This window comes from Paenibacillus sp. J22P165 (assembly GCF_059692015.1).
This window is the reverse complement of record NZ_JCAUAP010000006.1, coordinates 89,430-107,958: the sequence shown is the minus strand read 5'-3', so window position 1 is coordinate 107,958 and position 18,529 is coordinate 89,430. Positions and strand designations below refer to the sequence as shown.

Annotated in this window: 14 protein-coding genes; 5 read left to right on the top strand and 9 right to left on the bottom strand. The window is 48.8% G+C overall.

Annotated features, from left to right (window positions below):
• Positions 1 to 74 precede the first annotated feature (74 nt).
• Entirely contained in the window at positions 75 to 1,316 is a 1,242-nt protein-coding gene (locus tag AC58QM_RS15655; RefSeq protein ID WP_497285472.1) for a nitrate/nitrite transporter, read from the bottom strand.
• A 470-nt stretch (positions 1,317 to 1,786) separates the two neighbouring features.
• Here AC58QM_RS15655 and AC58QM_RS15650 point away from each other — a divergent pair, with 470 nt between their 5' ends.
• Entirely contained in the window at positions 1,787 to 2,437 is a 651-nt protein-coding gene (locus AC58QM_RS15650) for an ANTAR domain-containing response regulator (protein WP_497285470.1), read from the top strand.
• A complete protein-coding gene (locus tag AC58QM_RS15645; RefSeq protein WP_497285468.1) occupies positions 2,434 to 3,465 on the top strand; it encodes an anthranilate phosphoribosyltransferase in 1,032 nt (343 codons plus the stop codon). The genes AC58QM_RS15650 and AC58QM_RS15645 overlap by 4 nt, the downstream gene beginning before the upstream one ends.
• Positions 3,466 to 3,546: 81 nt before the next feature.
• Here the strand turns inward: AC58QM_RS15645 and AC58QM_RS15640 are convergent, their stop codons facing one another.
• Positions 3,547 to 4,632, bottom strand: coding sequence for a CdaR family transcriptional regulator (locus tag AC58QM_RS15640; RefSeq protein ID WP_497285466.1), 1,086 nt, complete (start codon positions 4,630 to 4,632; stop codon positions 3,547 to 3,549).
• Positions 4,633 to 4,775: 143 nt separating this feature from the next.
• Here AC58QM_RS15640 and AC58QM_RS15635 point away from each other — a divergent pair, with 143 nt between their 5' ends.
• The 3 genes from AC58QM_RS15635 to AC58QM_RS15625 are packed head-to-tail and all read left to right on the top strand — an operon-like array spanning position 4,776 to position 7,069.
• Entirely contained in the window at positions 4,776 to 5,894 is a 1,119-nt protein-coding gene (locus AC58QM_RS15635) for a glycerate kinase family protein (RefSeq protein ID WP_497285464.1), read from the top strand.
• Positions 5,895 to 5,912: 18 nt separating this feature from the next.
• Entirely contained in the window at positions 5,913 to 6,803 is an 891-nt protein-coding gene (locus AC58QM_RS15630; RefSeq protein ID WP_497285463.1) for an NAD(P)-dependent oxidoreductase, read from the top strand.
• Positions 6,800 to 7,069: a YciI family protein gene (locus AC58QM_RS15625; protein ID WP_497285461.1), complete on the top strand. Its 270-nt coding sequence runs from the start codon at positions 6,800 to 6,802 to the stop codon at positions 7,067 to 7,069. The genes AC58QM_RS15630 and AC58QM_RS15625 overlap by 4 nt, the downstream gene beginning before the upstream one ends.
• A gap of 122 nt (positions 7,070 to 7,191) precedes the next feature.
• On the opposite strand, the gene AC58QM_RS15620 is transcribed toward AC58QM_RS15625, so the two are convergent.
• From AC58QM_RS15620 to AC58QM_RS15590, 7 genes are all read right to left on the bottom strand, one after another.
• Entirely contained in the window at positions 7,192 to 9,201 is a 2,010-nt protein-coding gene (locus tag AC58QM_RS15620; protein WP_497285459.1) for a family 10 glycosylhydrolase, read from the bottom strand.
• Positions 9,202 to 9,272: 71 nt separating this feature from the next.
• Positions 9,273 to 10,802 (bottom strand): type 2 periplasmic-binding domain-containing protein, encoded by a 1,530-nt coding sequence (locus AC58QM_RS15615; protein WP_497285457.1) that lies wholly within the window; start codon positions 10,800 to 10,802, stop codon positions 9,273 to 9,275.
• Positions 10,803 to 10,880: 78 nt separating this feature from the next.
• Complete coding sequence (locus AC58QM_RS15610) at positions 10,881 to 12,911, bottom strand: hypothetical protein (RefSeq protein WP_497285455.1); 2,031 nt, start codon at positions 12,909 to 12,911, stop codon at positions 10,881 to 10,883.
• Positions 12,912 to 12,982: 71 nt separating this feature from the next.
• The gene (locus AC58QM_RS15605; protein WP_497285453.1) at positions 12,983 to 13,861 is read right to left on the bottom strand and encodes a carbohydrate ABC transporter permease; all 879 of its coding nucleotides are present in this window, start codon (positions 13,859 to 13,861) and stop codon (positions 12,983 to 12,985) included.
• 15 nt (positions 13,862 to 13,876) lie between these two features.
• On the bottom strand, positions 13,877 to 14,842 hold the full coding sequence (locus tag AC58QM_RS15600; protein ID WP_497286027.1) for an ABC transporter permease: 966 nt from the start codon (positions 14,840 to 14,842) through the stop codon (positions 13,877 to 13,879).
• 200 nt (positions 14,843 to 15,042) lie between these two features.
• Positions 15,043 to 17,358 carry a helix-turn-helix domain-containing protein gene (locus tag AC58QM_RS15595; RefSeq protein WP_497285451.1) on the bottom strand — a complete coding sequence of 772 codons (2,316 nt, stop codon included), beginning with the start codon at positions 17,356 to 17,358 and terminating at the stop codon, positions 15,043 to 15,045.
• Positions 17,359 to 17,669: 311 nt separating this feature from the next.
• Positions 17,670 to 18,446, bottom strand: coding sequence for a peptidoglycan-binding protein (locus AC58QM_RS15590; RefSeq protein WP_497285449.1), 777 nt, complete (start codon positions 18,444 to 18,446; stop codon positions 17,670 to 17,672).
• Positions 18,447 to 18,529 lie beyond the last annotated feature (83 nt).

Below are 18,529 nucleotides of genomic sequence, written 5' to 3'. Positions count from 1 at the left end.
AGCAGGCTGCATGAGCAAAAACTTTACAGGTTGTGCCGCTGACCAAGTGGAATCAGCGGCATGCCATGCCTACTTTATGCCTGAATGGTATCCATGCTTGCTGGTGTTACTTTCACTTTCCCGCCTTCACCAATCCATGTGCGCTTCCATTGCCCTTGAACAACCGCAATGATCACGATACAAGAAAGAGCAATTCCACTTAGAATCAGAAAACCTGGTGTGAATGAGCCCGTCGATAGCTTCAGATTCCCAAGAATTTTAGGTAAGAAGTAACCCCCAAATCCTCCTGCGGCTCCTACAATTCCTGTCATAACCCCAATTTCCGTCCGGAAACGTTGCGGCACCAGCTGGAATACCGAGCCATTCCCCATCCCGAAAGCCATCATAGCAACGAAAAGCATAACCGTTGTTAGTGAGAGTGAAGGAAGGGTAGAGATACCTGCCATCATGATGCCAACTACACCGTATAGCACCATTAACATACGAATGCCACCAATTTTATCTGCAAGCCAACCACCCACAGGACGGAAGAAGCTGCCCCCAATAACGCATAGTGTTGTAAAATCTGCTGCACGTACAGGTGAAAGCCCATACTGTGAATTGAAGAAAATAGTCAGATAAGAAGCCATCCCTACAAATCCACCGAAAGTGACACTATAGAAGATACAGAACAACCAAGAATCTCTTTGCTTCAGTACTTTGCCATATTCCTTTAATGTCTTAGGCGCTGGCTTATTCGGACTGTCCTTCGCCAAAACACTAAATATAATTAAAGTTAATAGAATGGGAATCAAAGCAATCCCAAACACCACATGCCAATCTCCGTAATGCTGAGCGAGACGATTCGCGAACAAGGTAGCAAAGATCGTTCCGCTGTTCCCTGCTCCTGCAATCCCCATGGCTAATCCCTGATACTGCGGCGGGTACCAGCTGCTTGCGAGCGGCAATGCAGCGGCAAAGCTTGCGCCTGCGATACCTAGCATCAATGCTACGAAATACATTTCTCCCATTGTATTAGCGAACAACCATCCCCACAGCAAAGGGATAAGGGTTAAGGAAAGCCCAATCTGTCCTGTCCGTTTTGGACCGATTTTGTCTGTCAACACGCCTAGCACAAGGCGAAGTACTGCGCCGCCTAATGTCGGTAAGGCAACAAGGTTGGCTTTCTCCGCAGCATTCAGATTGAAATCATTAGAGAGAATAACAGCCAGTGGTCCTAATAAAACCCATACCATGAAGCTCATGTCGAAATACAAGAATGAACTGAACAATGACCCTTTGTGCCCCACTTGCATAAAACTTTTCCGATCAACCATGTATTCTCTCTCCTTTTTTCGAGGCTTTTCGCCTTCTTTTTTTCCTACCCTACGTTGTGACTGTACATTAACAGAAAAGGCCGACAAACATACCCATCAATCGTGGGATGTTCATCGGCCTCATTGCCACTGCCGCCACTTCATCGTGATCAGCATGATCGATTATTTGATTCCTTGCATAAAAGAGAACATAAAAAGCCTATCCATTTACGTACTTGTAAGGGGATAGGCGCCATTGCCTTCGTTAAGTGGGTGGCACATCATTGTGCCGATTTCTTAACTTGATTATACGATGCACATGACAACATGTCAATAAACATAACACAAAAATATTGAAAATAAGAACACGGGGAGTATATCGACAAATTTTAGGTGCATATGCTATAGTATTGCCGTATAATAATACCAATCAGCATCTAAACCTAACATGAACTTATCATGAAAAAGTTATTCAAGATGGAGGTATTCCCATGTTACAATCATTCATATTGGTCGACGAGTTTATGTCAACTCGCTCAGCTACCTCCTCTGAGCCCGCGCATACTGTTCGAACGGAAGATTTTCAAGGAAATGAATTTTTGCCTGCTGAAATTATGAAAGATTTAGGATTTCGCATTTATTCTACATCTAATATGAAAGAAATTTCCTTTATCCTCCCCAAGGTCGATGCGGTATTATTATCGGTAGAACCTGAACAAGTAACGGATTGGCGTATACGGTTGCTCGCACAGCGGAGCCTTCCATTGTTCTGGTGGTGTGATACACATACATTTCCTTCTAATGAATGCAAAATGGATGCAGGAATTGATGGCTTAATCGGCTCCAGAATGAGCCCACTGGAAATTCATTGTGCTTTGATACTTGGTGTGAACCATTATTTCCAACGAACCGAGTGGCAGCAAGAACGCGAACAGCTACTTTCCAAGCTCGAAGAGCGCAAGTGGGTTGATCAAGCGAAGCGAATTTTATGCGAAATCAAGGGCATCTCTGAGGCTGAAGCTTATGATTTTCTCCGTAAACAAGCTATGAATGAACGTAAGCGTATGGTCGACGTTGCAACCTCCATCGTCAAGGTATATCAGATACTACAGGATCAGAACAAAGGGGGCCGCAAAAGATGATATCCTTATTAAAAGAAGTAGGTCGCGGTAAACGCGGAGCAAGAGACTTATCCTACGAAGAAGCTGCACAAGCAGCCGAACTTATTTTGACCGGTGAAGCCACACAAGCCCAAATTGGCGCTTTTCTTGTAGCAGAACGAATTAAAATGGAATCCCCTGATGAGATCAAAGCCTTCATTAACGCGCTGCGTCAGCGTGTAAGCACCTACCCTATGCCAGGAAGTATGGACTGCGCTGGTCCGTACGATGGTCGCTCGCGTACATTCATCGCCACATTGCCAACCGCCTTCGTGCTAGCAGCTTGCGGATTACCAACAACTTTGCACGGCAGCCCGAGCATGCCACCAAAATGGGGCATCACCTTATCTGATGTGCTTACTGCATTGGGTGTAAATGCGCTGGAAGCATCGCGAGAAGCTTTGATCTCAGCTGCAGCGCGGACAGGATTCCTGTTCACACCTACCGAAAGCTGGTGTCAACCGCTTGGTGAACTGCGCGAGTTGCGCAAAGAACTTGGTTTGAGAACTGTGTTCAATACCGCTGAGAAATTGCTGCGCTTCACAGAAGCTCCTTACATGGCTGTCGGCGTGTTTCATGGTACGGTTTTTGAGAAGATCACGAATTTGCTCATTGAATTGGGTGTGTCTCGTGGTATTGTTGTGCAAGGAATGGAAGGGTCAGAGGACTTAGGCGTTGATAAACGTACAAGAACTTACCTCATTCAAGAGGGAACAAGTGAATTATTCATTGTAGATCCTGAAATTTATGAGTTGATGGTTGAGGTTCCGGTTGTGGAATGGACAGCTGAACTTCAAGCTGAGACCACATTATCTGTTCTTCGCGGCGATGCGGCACTCCCTTATTTAAATATGGTGTTGCTCAATAGTGCTGTCCGGTTATGGATCTCACAAAAAGCAGGCTCCATCGAGGAAGGCATCTATATGGCTCGTCATGCGATTGAACAAGGCGCAGCCCTTCAGAAGTATAACGAATGGACAGAAGCCATCAAACCTGTATCAACGAAATAATTTATATGCCTAAACGTGTGAGGGTGCTCCAACGCCATATTTGTGGCGGGGCACCCTCTTTTTATTATCTTGGAGCCATCTTTACTCCTTGAGCCATACTAGAAACTGCAACGAAATGGCATCCTGGAATAGCTGCGGGTCATAGCCCGTCAATTCCTTTACTTGCGTCAGCCGGTAAACTAATGAATTGCGATGAATCTCCAGCCGCTCGGCCGTTCTGGCGATGTTCAAGTTGTATTCAAGGAATACGCGCAGCGTCACAAGCAGCTTCTCTGGAAGCTTCGGCAGATGCCGGCCCATGAACCTTTCCTTGGACTCCGTCGGCACTTCACTAAGGAGCGCTTGGGTTTCCACCTCAAGATACCCAGTAATCGCCCTCCCCTGCTTCAATCCAAGCTTAAGCGCCGCACACGCTTCTTGGTAAGCATAGGCGATATCCTCGAATGAGCACACGGAGGAGCTCATGCCGGACTGCGCTTCAATGCCCTGATTGCGTAACAGATCCTGCAGTCGCTCCAAATCTCTCCGCACACGGGCCTCCGTTCTGTCATAAAAGACAATAACCCACGTATGGACATTGAGAAAGCTGCTAACCAATCTGGCATTCCCCATAACGGATTCAGCCAAGCGCAGCACAGACTGCGAATACGAGGTTCGATTTGGCAAATAGACGACAGCCAGCTGATACGGCGGTTTCATGGTCATTTTTAACGTATCAAGCCGATGAAGTGCTCCTTGAAGATTTTGGTTTTCCGCACGAATGAGTTCCTCCACTACGATATCCATCGTAATTTGCTGCCATTCTGTTTGAAGCTTCAAATAGTTTTGCTTCAGCATCATTTCCGTCGTCATTTTCACCAATTCCCCATAAGGCAAAATTTCCTCTGGAGCCCCTGTGACGCCGATTACGCCAACCGTTCGGTTCTGGAACATAATGGGGAGATTCACCCCGACATTTACACCTCGCCACCGCCCTTGGTTATCAGGCGATATCACCAGTGTCTGCCCTGTTCGGATGACCTCAGCTGCCGCTTCATGATACGTGTCCAGCCGCACCGCATCTCCGCTTGCTATAATGCTGCCGTTTTCATCCATGATGTTTATATTTCGGTCTAAACGTCTCATCGTCTCTTCTACGATTTCTTGCGCCAAATCGCGTGTCAACATACGTGGTCACCTCATTCATTTTTCTGCACAATAACCAAAAACAAAAGGATTTCTTGCCCTCATTTTGTATGCCATCTATAAAGACTTTGCTTTCTAGTGCGAGCTATAATTTAGTTATAAATCAAATGAAAGGAGTCACCTACATGAACATTGTGATTGCTCCGGACTCCTTCAAAGGCAGTCTCACCTCTTTGGAGGCGGGAACTATTATGAAGCAAGCCATTCTACAGGAAGTCCGAGACGCCGTCGTAACTGTCATTCCAATCGCCGACGGGGGCGAAGGCACGGTAGATACGTTGGTGGCTGCCACCAACGGTACGCTTTTTCCCTTAATGGCAACGGGGCCACTGGGAGAAAGCGTCGAAGTCCAATTTGGCCAACTGCCAGGGGGTATGGCCGTGCTGGAAGCAGCAAGCATATGTGGCTTGGTCATGATTACACCCATTCAGAGGAATCCAATGAGAACCACTTCGCGCGGTATCGGCGAGGTACTTCGGGCAGCTATGGATCAAGGGCACCGAAGCTTCCTCCTAGGACTTGGAGGGAGTGCAACGAACGATGGCGGAATTGGTATGCTCCAAGCGCTTGGCGGCCTCTTCCTGGATGCCAACGGGAACCCGGTCGACGGCTTCGGAGCTTCACTGACAAACATTCGATCGATCGACTTATCGGGACTAGACGTCCGTTTGAAGGACTGCGACATCCAAGTGGCCTGCGATGTCAAGAATCCCCTTTGCGGCGATACTGGAGCGACCCATGTGTTCGGTCCGCAGAAGGGTGGGACTCCCGAGCAGCTTCAAACGCTTGAAGCTGCCATGCAAGCCTATGCAGCTAGAGTTGAAGAACAGCTGGGACAACCAGGGCTAAGCCAGCTGCCAGGAGCTGGGGCAGCTGGGGGACTTGGCTTCGCTATGCTGGTGCTAGGCGCAAAGTTGACGCCCGGCGCAGAGGTGCTTGCAGCAGCTGTCAAACTGCCAGAGCACATTGCGGCGGCGGACTGGGTCATCACCGGTGAGGGCAGAAGCGATTCTCAAACACTCTACGGCAAGCTTCCGATTCACGTTGCCGCATTGGCCCAAGCCGCCAAGGTCCCCGCGCTGCTCGTCTCAGGCAGTCTAGGCTCCGGAGCGGAACAGCTGCTGGACCATTTTCATGCCACTTTTTCCATCGTTCCTGAGCCTGTGACACTCGACGCTTGTATGGAGAACGCCGGGACGTATTTGTACGAACGGGTACGCAATATTGCCAGATTATTAAAATAGTGATAGGAGGCTGAGACAATGACTAAAGTAGGTTTTATCGGACTCGGCAATATGGGCTTGCCAATGGCAACCAATTTATCCAAGGCTGGCTTCGAGGTATACGGCTTGAACCGAAGTCCTGGAGCAGAGCAACGTTTTGCCGAAGCCGGAGGCCAGGTAGGTCTTTCTTTGCAAACACTCAGTAAGGAAATGGACGTATTGATGACCTGTCTCCCCTTGCCACAAGATGTGGAACATGTGTATCTTGGAGAGAACGGCATCCTATCTAATGGACATACCGGACTCATTCTTCTCGATTTTAGTACTGTTTCCCCGGAACTAAACAAAAAAATTACCGCTGCGGCTGAGGCCAAAGGTATGGCGTTTCTAGATGCCCCGGTCAGCGGAGGAACAGCAGGCGCGATATCAGCTACGCTCAGCATCATGGTCGGTGGCAAAGCAGAAGTGTTCGAGTCCACAAAGCCCCTGCTTGAAGCTCTCGGCAAAAATATCTACCATGTCGGCGAGGTAGGCAGCGGCACGGTTGTGAAGCTGATTAACCAGCTCATGGTGGGCATCCACACCCAAGCTGCCAGTGAAGCGCTAGTCCTAGGACAGCAGTTAGGTGCAAACTTGAGTACCCTGGTGCAAATCTTAAGCAACAGCTTTGCCCAAAGCCGGATTCTCGACCGACACTATAACAGCTTCATCGCTAAGGACCAATTTGAAGCAGGCTTTGCTCTGAAGTTGCTGCATAAGGATGTTGCCTTGGTTCAGCAAGTGGCAGACGAGCTAAATTTGGAACTCCCGATGGGAGCTAAAGCACTGCAGCTGCTAAGTGAAGCTAAACAGACCGAGCTCGCAGAAAAGGACATGTCCGCGATGTATTTATTTCAACAAAACAAAACGAACGGAGGAAATCATCAATGAAATACTTTGCATGCTTTCTACCCATGCTGGATGCACAAAAGAGTCAGACATTCCGCCCTCAGCACCTCGACTACCTAGAGAAAAAGCGTAGTGAAGGCAACATCTTTGCTAACGGCCGCTTCGTTGACGGCAGTGGAGGTCTAGTCATTTATATGGCCGAATCCGAAGAAGCAGCCAAATCTTTTGCCGAGAATGATCCGTTTGTCATCGAAGGCGCCAGAGGCTATGAAATCCACGAGTGGGATATTGTGATTACTGGGAAGTAAGCAAGTTGTGAAAGCAAGCCTTTGGCGATCTGCCAAGGGCTTATTTCCACATGAGTGATACGTCGATATCAAGCAATAGGAGGCCTAGCCGAAGGTTATGCAGGGCCTCCCTTTGATCCAGCTTACACTCGAATTACAATCGATGCAAAATCCTTCAACTCCGCTATCCGAAGGGTAACCGACTGATCCGTATTCCTATAGTCAACCTTGGATTTGGTCACCAAATCTTCAGTACTCTGACATTCCCCTAATCCGCGAAGTGAAAGCTCAATCCCGTACACCGGAATCGGCTCGTGATAAGTTATGCCATTGAAGCCTGATAGATTAAGCAAATGAAGCAAGTACGTGCCGTGATCCAGCCGATGAAAAAACACCTCCACACAAGAAGGAACATTCGTAGCCAGCTTCCAACACTGATCCGCCGCATGCTCCAGAAGGTCAAGCACCACGTTCTTATGATCAGCAAAGCCATGTTGATAATACAGTGTGCCGGCTTGCCATGGAATGACGATGGCCCTTCCCTTTGAATTCGCTGCAACTAGCGCCCCTGCTGTCTGTTCGATGATGCGGTGTCCGAACGCCCGCTCCGGCGGACCGTAGGTCGAGGGCTCCACTAGCGGAAGCTCACGTAGCGCTCTTGCACCAGGCCGCAGACGATACAACGGCCCATCTAGGAATACCCAATCACGCTGAGGGAAACGCGAGAATAGTTGCTTGTCTTCCGTCCATAGGTAGGCCGCCTCCTGGCTGTAATGATGAACCCCCTCCACACTTGCATCGAATACGTGCCGCAGAAACTCCTGCTCCTTCACCCCCTCAGTAAAAGCTCCTCCGGTAGCAAGCAGGCTGACGCCCATCTCATAAGCCCGCTCCAGCACCTCCAGCTCCTCGTCGGTGAAACCCGACGTATCTGGGATGAGGATTACCTTGTAGGCCTTAAGGCGCTCCGCATGGACCGCAAGCGTGCTTTGGTGAATGACATCAAAGAGGATGTGATCCTCCTTTAGCATTTTGTACAAGCCGTAATATTCCTGCATATGTTTCTGAACCGGTCTTCCCGGCTTTATCAGTGCTACATCCGCCATCGAGTGAAACTGTCCGTAATAACGCTCATTCTCTTTGTGATAGTTGAAAATCTCAGCTACGGTTGGGAGATTTTCCCTATCCGGGTAATCTTCGAACACACCGATGATGCAGAAGTCTAATCCCGATCCACTGGCCAGCCCTTCCTTCAGACGAATGTTAATTTCATGGTTCGAGACGCCAGTAAATCGGTGAACTAGATCAATTGCGTTGATGCTGCAGTTGCTGACGAGCTTATCATCCCAGCTATCCTCCAGCGACTGTACGTTCTCTGAAGCGGAGTACAGCCAGACAGGCTGCGGCCGGTGAATGTCAGTATTGGACTCCTTGCGGACAATATCAACCTTGTACTCGTTATAGGTGGAGATGGCGATCTCTCTGCCCTTGCTTTTCACAAGCTCATGAATACGGTCCAGAATTTGTTTCGTCGTCACTTCCTGAAACGTCTTATACTGCCGGTACACTGGATCTTCGAGACTTTCCGTCTCCGGAAGCTCTTGACCGCCGCTGAACTCCCGGAATCCGGCCTGACAGCTGTCACAGAAACAGATGCCATAATGCTTGCCGCTGTAGTCCTTCGTTTGATACCCGAACATATTGAAGAAGATGCCGTCCACCTCGTACCGAGTAAGCACCTCATCGATGACCTGGAGAGAGTACTCCTGTTGATAAAAGCTATTCACACAGGTATGTACGATACCGTGATAATTAACCTCCTTACCCTCCTTGGTCCGGTAGAACCATTCCGGTCGCTTATGAAAAATCGATTCGTGTGCCTTGCTGAAATCGAACCGCGCAATAAACCTCATCCCGTTCGCGTGCGTTTTTTCCACGGCCTCTTGAAGTAAATCCTTGCTTTGCCCAGCAGCACGGTAATGATACTCAAGCTCTGTCGGATAAAAGGCCACGATCCCACCGGCATTCATCATCAACACGTTCGCTGATAACTCCTTCAACTTCGACACTAAGGAGTCCACATCTAAATTCGCATCGGATTCACGCAAATTATTTTGAATCAAACGCAGTTTATTCGTCGTCCACCAAGCCATGACACTCTCTCCTCTCATTGACAGACGGTTACCAAGGAAGTCCCCTGATAACCGTTGTGGCACAGCTTTATTTATTTTTTGTGAAATTCCTTGTACGCTTCAGCATTTTCCACGAAAGCCTTCTTCATCTCAGGCAAATTGTTCAGCTTCTCGACATAAGCCTTATACTCGTCCATGGAAATTTGGCTAACGATTGCCTTGGTCACCATTGATTTGAATTCGCTCTCATACTTCGGCCAAGTGTTGTTGAAGGTTGCGGAATACACGTAGCGGAACGGATCAACCTTGCCGATCGTGTCGTACTGCTCGACTTCCTTCTTCTTCGCATCGTTGTACGTTTTGTCACCAGAAGCACTCTCCACTTTGCCCCATTTGGCATAAGCTAGCACACCTGCGCCTTTGCTTGTCGTGTTGACTTCCTTGACGCCTTGATCCGTCAATACCTTCTGTCCTCCGACTACTTTGTGGTGAACGCCCTCTGTACCATAATAGCCAAAGTCAGTCATTTCATCTGAAGCCGTGTAGTCAAAATATTTCAGCAGCTGCTTCACCTTGGCCTCTGGCACCTTCTTACTGATGTAATACCCACCAGATACCCCTGTTGAAAGGACGATAGCATTATCCTTCGGTCCCTTTAGAGTCAGGTTGATAATCTTCGGATTCGGCTGCGTCTTGCTGATTGAATCCTCCCACTCCTTATCCCACCATACGCTTCGTGCATAGGAAGCCGCACGGCCAGTCTTATACAACTCCTCCGCCTGCGTTTTTTTCATAACCGCGAACTCCTTAGGCAGCACACCATCGGTGTACAATCCGCGGAACCATTTGACCATCTCCGTGTATTGCGGGGTCAGCCGCTTATCCATCATCCCGCCCTCACTATTGTAGGTCGGATCCAGAGCTCCGAAACCAGCAGCGAACGCATCATCTCCGTCGCTAATAATAACACCATGTCCGATCAGTCCCAGCGTATCTTTTTTGCCGTTGCCGTCCGGATCGCTATCGATGATCTTCTTCAAAGCGGCTGCGTACTCATCAAGTGTGGTTGGTACAGGGATATTCAGCTTATCGAGCCAATCTTTACGGATCTTGATACCGTTATCGATTCGGGAACGGGAGCGTGGAACCGCGTAGATCTTGCCGTCAACCGACAAGTATTTCTGCCAATCCGGAGCCATATTTTTCTTCAGGTTCGGATATTCGCTTAGATCTCCGAGGAAAGGAGTAAGATCCCAGAAGGCGCCATTCTTGATCGCACTGCGTAGTGTCGGCCACGTAGAGTCTGGAGAGGCAACCACTTCGGGAAGGTCTGCGGAGGCGAACAAAAGATCCGCCTTTGTCTTCAAGTCTCCGTCTGGCACCCATTCGATGTCGAGCTTGGTGTTTGTGCGCTTCTGCCACTCCGTCCAGTACGCATTGTTCATATCCGGCACTTCATTATATAAGCCCGCGAAAATTTTAATCGTAAGTGGTGCGTTATCGGTCTTAGTCCCGCTCGTTGCTCCAGATTTAACGGGTTCATTCGATCCCGAGCAAGCAGCCAATAGCGATATAGCCACGAAACAAGACATGATTGCCGTATATTTCTTTAGTGCTTTCATATTGATACATCCCCCTTAAGGTTGGTTCTGCCTATCCTGCCTAATACAATGCAAAAACTTTCGTTATCCCTGATCATATCACGATTCGCCTGTTTCGATGAGTAAGCACTCCCAAATCTGCAGCTCTGGCACTTCCACATGAAGCATCTCCTGACGGACGGAATACGCCAACGGCTCCCCGCCGATCAACTGCCGGACTGACTTTACGCTTCTTCCGTTCAAACGCAGCTTCACTTGGATGCCATAAAGAGGCAGCTCGGTCGAGAGCGGTCTTCTTCCCGCCCCATTAACCAAATGGACAAGCATCTCGTCCCCCTTCTCGAAAGCTGTCACCTGCAGCCCTTGATAGTGAGTCGTCTCTAGCAACTTCTCTTCTCCTAGCGCCAGATCGATCGCATTAGCGAGCAGTTGGTAATGCTCATCTAACTTAAACTCATTAATATGATGGCTCAGTGAGAATGGGAAGTACAATGCATGGCCTTCGCCGGAGGCAGCACGCAGCGCAAGCGGAATGTCGGTATGGCTGACAGCCAATGACGCCCGCTCAGGCGGTGCTCCTACGCTTTCCATCGGTGAGAACGGCGGTACCAGTGTTGCCAATATCTGAGTCTCCGCATTGGCCGGCCGGGTATAGACGACCCTGCCACGGTGCGCGATGAGCTCCGTTTGTTCCAAGCCCTTTTGCAGTGGATTACGGTCTCCCTCGAATCTCAAATACGATGCCATCAAATATTCACTGCTGTATTGATCTTGTGATATGCCAAGTAGGGACTGAAGCTCGATCCGCTCTGGAATCGCTCCCTCAACAAGAATTTGGCCCCCTGCATGCACGTAAGCTGTAACCGCAGCGAGAAATTCTTCGGTATAATTCATCCCCTCGGGAATCACAAGAGCCTTATACTGCTGCAACCTCTCCAGCTTCGCCTGATCCAGCAGAAGCACATCGAACAAAATTTGCCGGGCAATAAGCCCGTCAGCCCAGCCCTCTGCTGTAGCATCTGCCGTCCACATAAGAGCCACCTGCGCTACGGTTTGCGCATCCTCCATGTAGTTCTCTACTTTGGCTGCGTTCCGATTGAACTCGGACACAATATCCAGAATGCGCTTATCTGTAATGGTTTCCGGAATACCCGTGAGCGAATGCCAGATACTCCCGCCATGAGCCGGAATTTGCGACAGCCAGAAGCGGTATTCCGCTGGGGGCAGTCCCGTATGACGCCAATCCATACCTGGGCTGGAATGCACGATACCGAAAGGTGCTGGTCGCTCAGGCAGCGATCGGCCCAGCTTGATACTCAGTGCAGGCTTCCAGAACTCAGGGATGTGTCGATGCCCGAGCGACAAAATGTCTTGCGGCTCCGTACAAAGCATATCCGTCGTTTGTGCACGATCAAATAAGTTGTCCTTGTACAGGTTGTAGTACAAGATCATTGGAACTTCAGGACGAGTCTGCTTAATGAAGGTATACAGATTATCCATGTTGTCTCTCATACACGTCGATGCCCAATCCGCTGCAAACTCCTTGACGTCCAGCGGCAACTCTCTTCCGTATACGGACCGGTACTTCCTCCGGCAGCCCTCGCAATGACAGGCAACATACCCTGGGGCATTAAAGAAAATGCCGTCCACGTCATAGCCTCTCAATATCTCTTCAAGCACAGGGATGGCTACCGCTTCATTGCGGTAAGCGCTGTTAATGCAAGTCGACATCAGCAGCGACCAATTTCCCGGCCTGTTAGCTCCGATAATCAGTGGTTCGCCGTTCACCTGACGAGCGAACCATTCGGGACGGCTCAGGTAAGCCGAATCCTCTGTCTTGCTGAAATCGAGCCGGGCTATAAAACGGATATCCTGCTTGTGGCACTCCTCGATCACTGCTTGGAGCAAATCAAACGAGGCGGGCAGATGCTCATTCACCGTATGGTACGGCACTTTTGTCGGATACCAGGCATAAATGCCTCCAACATTAAAGACAATCGTATTCGCTCCCATACTTTTCATCTGCGCTGCGAGCTGCTCCGGGTCGATTAAATCGGTATCCCGTACTTGCAAATTCGGTTGAATGACTCGGAGTGGCCTTTGCCACCATGCTTTACTTTCTACACTCATAGCTTCCTCCTAAATATGACCCGGTCAGCGTGGCTGATTGAGTCACTGCTGTATTATAATTTCAACGTAAACTATCCCTTCACCGAGCCCAGCATCACTCCCTTAGCGAAATGCTTTTGCAGAAATGGATACACAATCAGAATTGGACCCATCGCCAGCATAATTGAAGCCATGCGAATGGTCTCTTGCGGCACCAGTCTGTCATCCCCCCCAGACTGACCAACGCCAATGGTGTCTGAATCAATGACGAGCGTTTTGATAAGCACCTGCAAGGTCCACTTCTTGGAATCAGAAATATAAATAAGTGCATTGAAGTACGTATTCCAATGGGATACGGCGAAGAATAAAGTGAAAGCCGCAATTGCTGGCAGGGACAACGGAATAACAATACGCAAGAATACCCCGACATCGGAGCAACCATCGATCTTAGCTGCATCCTCCAGCTCGGCAGGAAGCGATTCCATGAAACTCTTAATGACGAGCAAGCTCCACGCATTCGTAAGCGCTGGCCAGATCAGAGCCGAATAGGAATTGAGCATGCCCAACTGTTTGATCAACAAGTAGCTCGGCACGATTCCTGCACTGAACACGAGTGTGAAGATGACCCCCATGAGCATCAGTCCGCGTCCCGGCATCTGTTTTTTCGTCAACGCATAGGCAAGAGAGAACGAGACTACAAGGTTCAATACCGTACCTACGATGGTTATAAACGCCGTGCTCTTCAGTGCATTCAAGAAACTGTCAGTCGATAAAATATACTTATAGGCCGATAAGGACCATTTCTCCGGAAAAATATAAAATTCCAGCGGCACATAAGACTCTGGGTCCGTGAATGAAACACTGAACACATAGAGAAACGGGAATACGCATATCAGTGAGATCACGGCAAGAATCGTGTAGTTAACATAATCGAACATTTCCAACTTTTTCTTTCGCGTAACAAAGCTCATATCATCACCTCCTTGTTAATAGATCCCATCGTGTCCAAGTTTTTTCACGATATAGTTGGAAGTCATGACCAGTACAAAACCGACCACGCCTTTAAACATACCTACCGTAACCCCAGCGCTGATCTGCCCCTTGAGTATCCCCTGGGTGTAGGCATACGTATCGAATACCTCCGCCATGGAGATGACGAGCGGATTGATCATCAATAGGATCTGCTCGAAGCCTACGTCAGCCATCTGACCGAGCCGCAGAATAAGCAGGATCAGGATGGTCGGGCGGATAGCAGGCAGCGTGATGTGCCAAATCTGTCTCCACCGATTCGCTCCGTCGACGACAGCCGCCTCATACCGCTGCGGATCGACTCCCGCCATTGCAGCCAGGAAAATAATTGTCCCCCAACCTGCTTCCTTCCACATGTTTTGCGCCGTAATGAGTCCCCAGAAGTAGTTAGGGTTCGATAAGAACGCAATGCTCTCGCTTCCGGACTCCGTAATCAGCTTATTTATGATTCCAACATCCGTTGAGAGGATAAAGAACGTCATACTCGCCACGACGACCCAAGACAGGAAATGCGGCAGATACACGATAGACTGGTTAATCCGCTTAAAGGTCTCGTGACGTACCTCATTGAGCATCAGGGCCAAAAGAATTGGAAACGGAAACATAAAGACTAGCCCAAAAATATTGATCGCGAATGTGTTTCTCAACATAATATAGAAATTACTATCGCTGAAGAGCTCGGTGAAATGCTTTAAACCTACCCACTCGCTGCCCCAGAAGCCGCTGTACGGATTGTAATCCTTAAAGGCAAGCAGCAGTCCCCACATGGGCACAAACTTGAATAGGATAAAATAAAGAATGCCCGGCAGTGCCAGCATGTAAATATATTTATGCTGCAGCACACGGTGCCGAAGGCGCGACCAATAGACTTGCTTGGGGACTGTCGCCGTTGTCAGGCGGGGACGGGCTCTGGATGTCTCCATCATTTCAATGCACCTCTTTCGGTTAGTTCGGGATGAACATTATCCCCCTGTGAGCCTATTGTAGGATAGTCGAAAATGGCGGTATAGAGACAATACTTGCTTTGGACAAGCCCAAACTTGCAAGGTCAAATTCTGTCTTGTGCTTGGCAGTCAAAAAAATAGAGACCCGACTCATGTCAGGCCTCGAAAGTTAAACAGCATTACCTATAGGCGGAACGGAACATACTCGGTGTCATTTGTACCTTACGCTGGAAGATACGGGTAAGATTCCGCTCCGAATATCCGATGAGTGCTGAGATCTCACTTATGCTCTGATCTGTCTCTAGCAGCAGGAACTTGACCTCCTCCACCTTGGATTCAACGACGTAATCAAGGAAATTGATCCCCATTTCCTTTTTGAACAACCGACTGATGTACGACGGACTCATCCCGACAAGCTCAGCACACTGCACCAGCGTGAGATCCTCTCTGCAATGCTCGCGAATATACTGGCAGATCTGCCGGATAGCCGACTGCCCATTATCGTTCAGCGTCTCCTCTGTCAGTCGCTTATTCAGTGGGAAGAGTACGCCAGTGAACCAATCGTTGATGTCTCTTGAGGTATGCTTGCTCTCCAGCTGTCCGAACAGATTGTGCTCCAGAATATCTAGAATGCTGCCGCCCTGCTTTTCCAAAGAGGTGATAATAGCGGAAAGCAGAACAGAATAGCTCTGGTGAATAAAATGATACGACTTCGACTGCTGCAGTGCCTTTGTGAATTTCTCAAGTGATTGCTCCGCCAGCTGCGTTTCTCCTTTGGACAGTGCGTCGATAATCGTTCCTTCCAGCTCCCTCGGGTAACGGAATACAGCACGGGTCTTCGTGCTTTCCAAATCCTCGATGTAGAGAATAGAAGCTGTATCCTGATAGATCCGATATTGCAGCGCAACGACAGCTTCTTTGTACGAAACTGGCACATCAGCAATATGTGAGTAACAGCGCCCGATTCCTACGGATACCTCAAAGGACAAGTAACTCTGGAGCGAATCACTCACCGCTTGAGCGAAGGCAATCATCCGCTGCGGCAGATTGCCCTGCTCTTCCATATCGTCCCAGCGAATCAGTCCTACGCCTCTTCCTTCATATGGGAATACATAACCCTGTAGATCCGGATTTGCCCCCATCATTTCCTGAATGACATTCGTCAGCGCAAACGCAATAATCGGTTTGTCACTCGGCAGGAATCGAGTCTCTCTAATGGCATTCTCAACCTCCACCACCATGACCCCGTACGTCGCCTTCACCGTCAGTCCGTACATATCGCAATCGTGAAGCAGAGAGTCACTGAGAATATAATCGCCATTTACCAGCTGCTGAAGGCATCGTTCCCGCAAGGTCGGCTGTACCTTCTCCATATACTTGCCGAGCCTCTGGGATTCCTTATTCAAATAATCGAGACAGGCCCGAATATATTCCAGTTCATTCTCGCTTCCTTGAATCCGACCAGCTCCAAGAAACCTGCTATGCTTGATCAGTTGATCGATCGGGCTATACACCGACTTCGTGCTTAAATATGTAAACATCGCAGCAAGTGTGATGATAAAAAACAGAACCGCAATCGTCAGCACCCGGATCCACGCCAATTTGTCGGCAATGATGTCCTCTGGAATTACGGATACGTACGTGCGCCCAAAGGTGCTTTTCATGTAGGAGACATGCGCTTCACTCCCATCCTGCCGGGTCTCATAGAAGCTGCCGATGCTGTCTTCCGCTGCGGCAATGGTTTCGTAACCGGACCATGCTTCCATATTGATGGGCTTCTCCCTGTGTTTCGACTGCCCCAAAGTGCTAAGAAATACCAGTTCCTTACCCATGGGAAACACTTCAGCTTTTTCAGGAAGGAACCGAACTATCTCCCCAATGTCCACTTGCAATCCCAAGATGCCCTGTACATTGTTGCTCCCGCCTACAGGAACCTTTCGGACGAAAGTAATCAAGCCCTCCTGCGAACTCGTTGGCAAGTAGATCCACTTCGCTAGGCTTGTATCGTTCAGGAGCTGCTGAATATCTGTCTTGTATTTATAATTCTCAAGCTCCATGGAGCCATAATTGTTCGTTAGAACGACGCTTTCTAGTGTGCTATAAAAAAAAATCTCTTTTATAAATTCATTCGCATTCTTGACCAGTGTAATCTTATTGACCAAATCCAGATGCCAGATCAGAGGCATATCCGTAATCCGCCCGGCGAACAAATCTGTCATGATCGGGTCAGCCGCCAGCTGCAGAGAGTCCTTCTCGATTCCTTGGAGCATCCGTTCCGCCCTGTCCTTGGTCAGTACGAGTGTGGAATTGCTCTCGTCAATAATCTGCTCTTTTGTCCGCTCCATAGAAATTTGGTAATATACCAGACCCGCAATCATAATCGGCAGACATACCGATAAGCACCCGACCCAAATCAGCCTATTCAGATAAGTGCCGCTGCGGTCGTTCCCCTTCGGATAAAACCATCGTCTCCAGCTGTTCAACCAACTCGCCATTGGTTCCCTCCTCTGTCTGCTGCATCTTGTACACTCCAGCCTATCTTCATTGTAAAAGAAAATGCAAGAATGCAAAACCGACATTTCTTGCTTTCGGACATGGGACTGCGAGAAGGCGACACGCTTTAGGCGTAGTGCAAGAAATGTCTAGTCAGATGTTGGAGATGACAAAAAGTGTCCAGTACAAAAAATCCATCCCTGTCGGCCTGATTGGAATCAGCATAACTTAGCAAAAAAGTCTTAGCCGGTGACCTGCAGTTCCATTACGGAACAGGCAGACTCACAGGCCAAGACTTTTTCATTTAACAATTCTATTTACCAATAAACTGTTGGGTAAACATTTTACCGCACGGTCCGCCGTCCACAATACCGATGCCAATGTGCGTATAATCTTTACTCAGAATATTAGCCTTATGTCCTGGAGAGTTCATTAGCGCTTCATGCGCCGCTTGAACCCCTTGGTTGCAAGCAATGTTCTCCCCTGCTGCATTATACGTAATTCCGAATTTCTCCATCATATCGAATGGTGAACCATACGTTGGCGAATCATGGGAGAAATATTTGTTATCCACCATATCTTGGCTTTTGAGACGAGCTGTTTTGGTGAGCTCTAGGTCCGCTGTAAGCGCTGAGAGTCCAGCTGTCGCACGCTCTTTATTCACAAGATCCAGCATTTGCTGCTCTTCCACCGTTAAGCCTGATGTCGAAGGAACCTTCTCCTCTGGCGTTGGACTCGGTGTAATCGGCGACGGTGCTGGCGTTGGTGTCGGTGTTGGCGTCACCTTCTTCGGAATCTTCAGATTCCCATATGCCCAGAGAATGGATTGTAAGGTCTGATCGTCAACATTTCCCGTTACCGGCAAACCATATCTGCTTTGAAAAGCTTTAACCCCAGCTTGTGTTTGATTGCCATAATAGCCTGTAATGGGTCCTGAATAGTAACCAAGAGACTTCAACATCCCTTGAACCGCGTAGACATCAGGGCCTTTCGCTCCTTTGCCATATGCAAATACAGTCGTTGTAGAAGCACTGAACAAGACCACACAGATGAGGGCTATCCAGATCAACCTCTTTTTGCCTTGTAACATGCGTTACGTTCACTTCCTGTCATCTTCAGTATCTTCGCCACACTATGGACGATAAGGGTAGCATTTCCTTTCGCACATCCTTT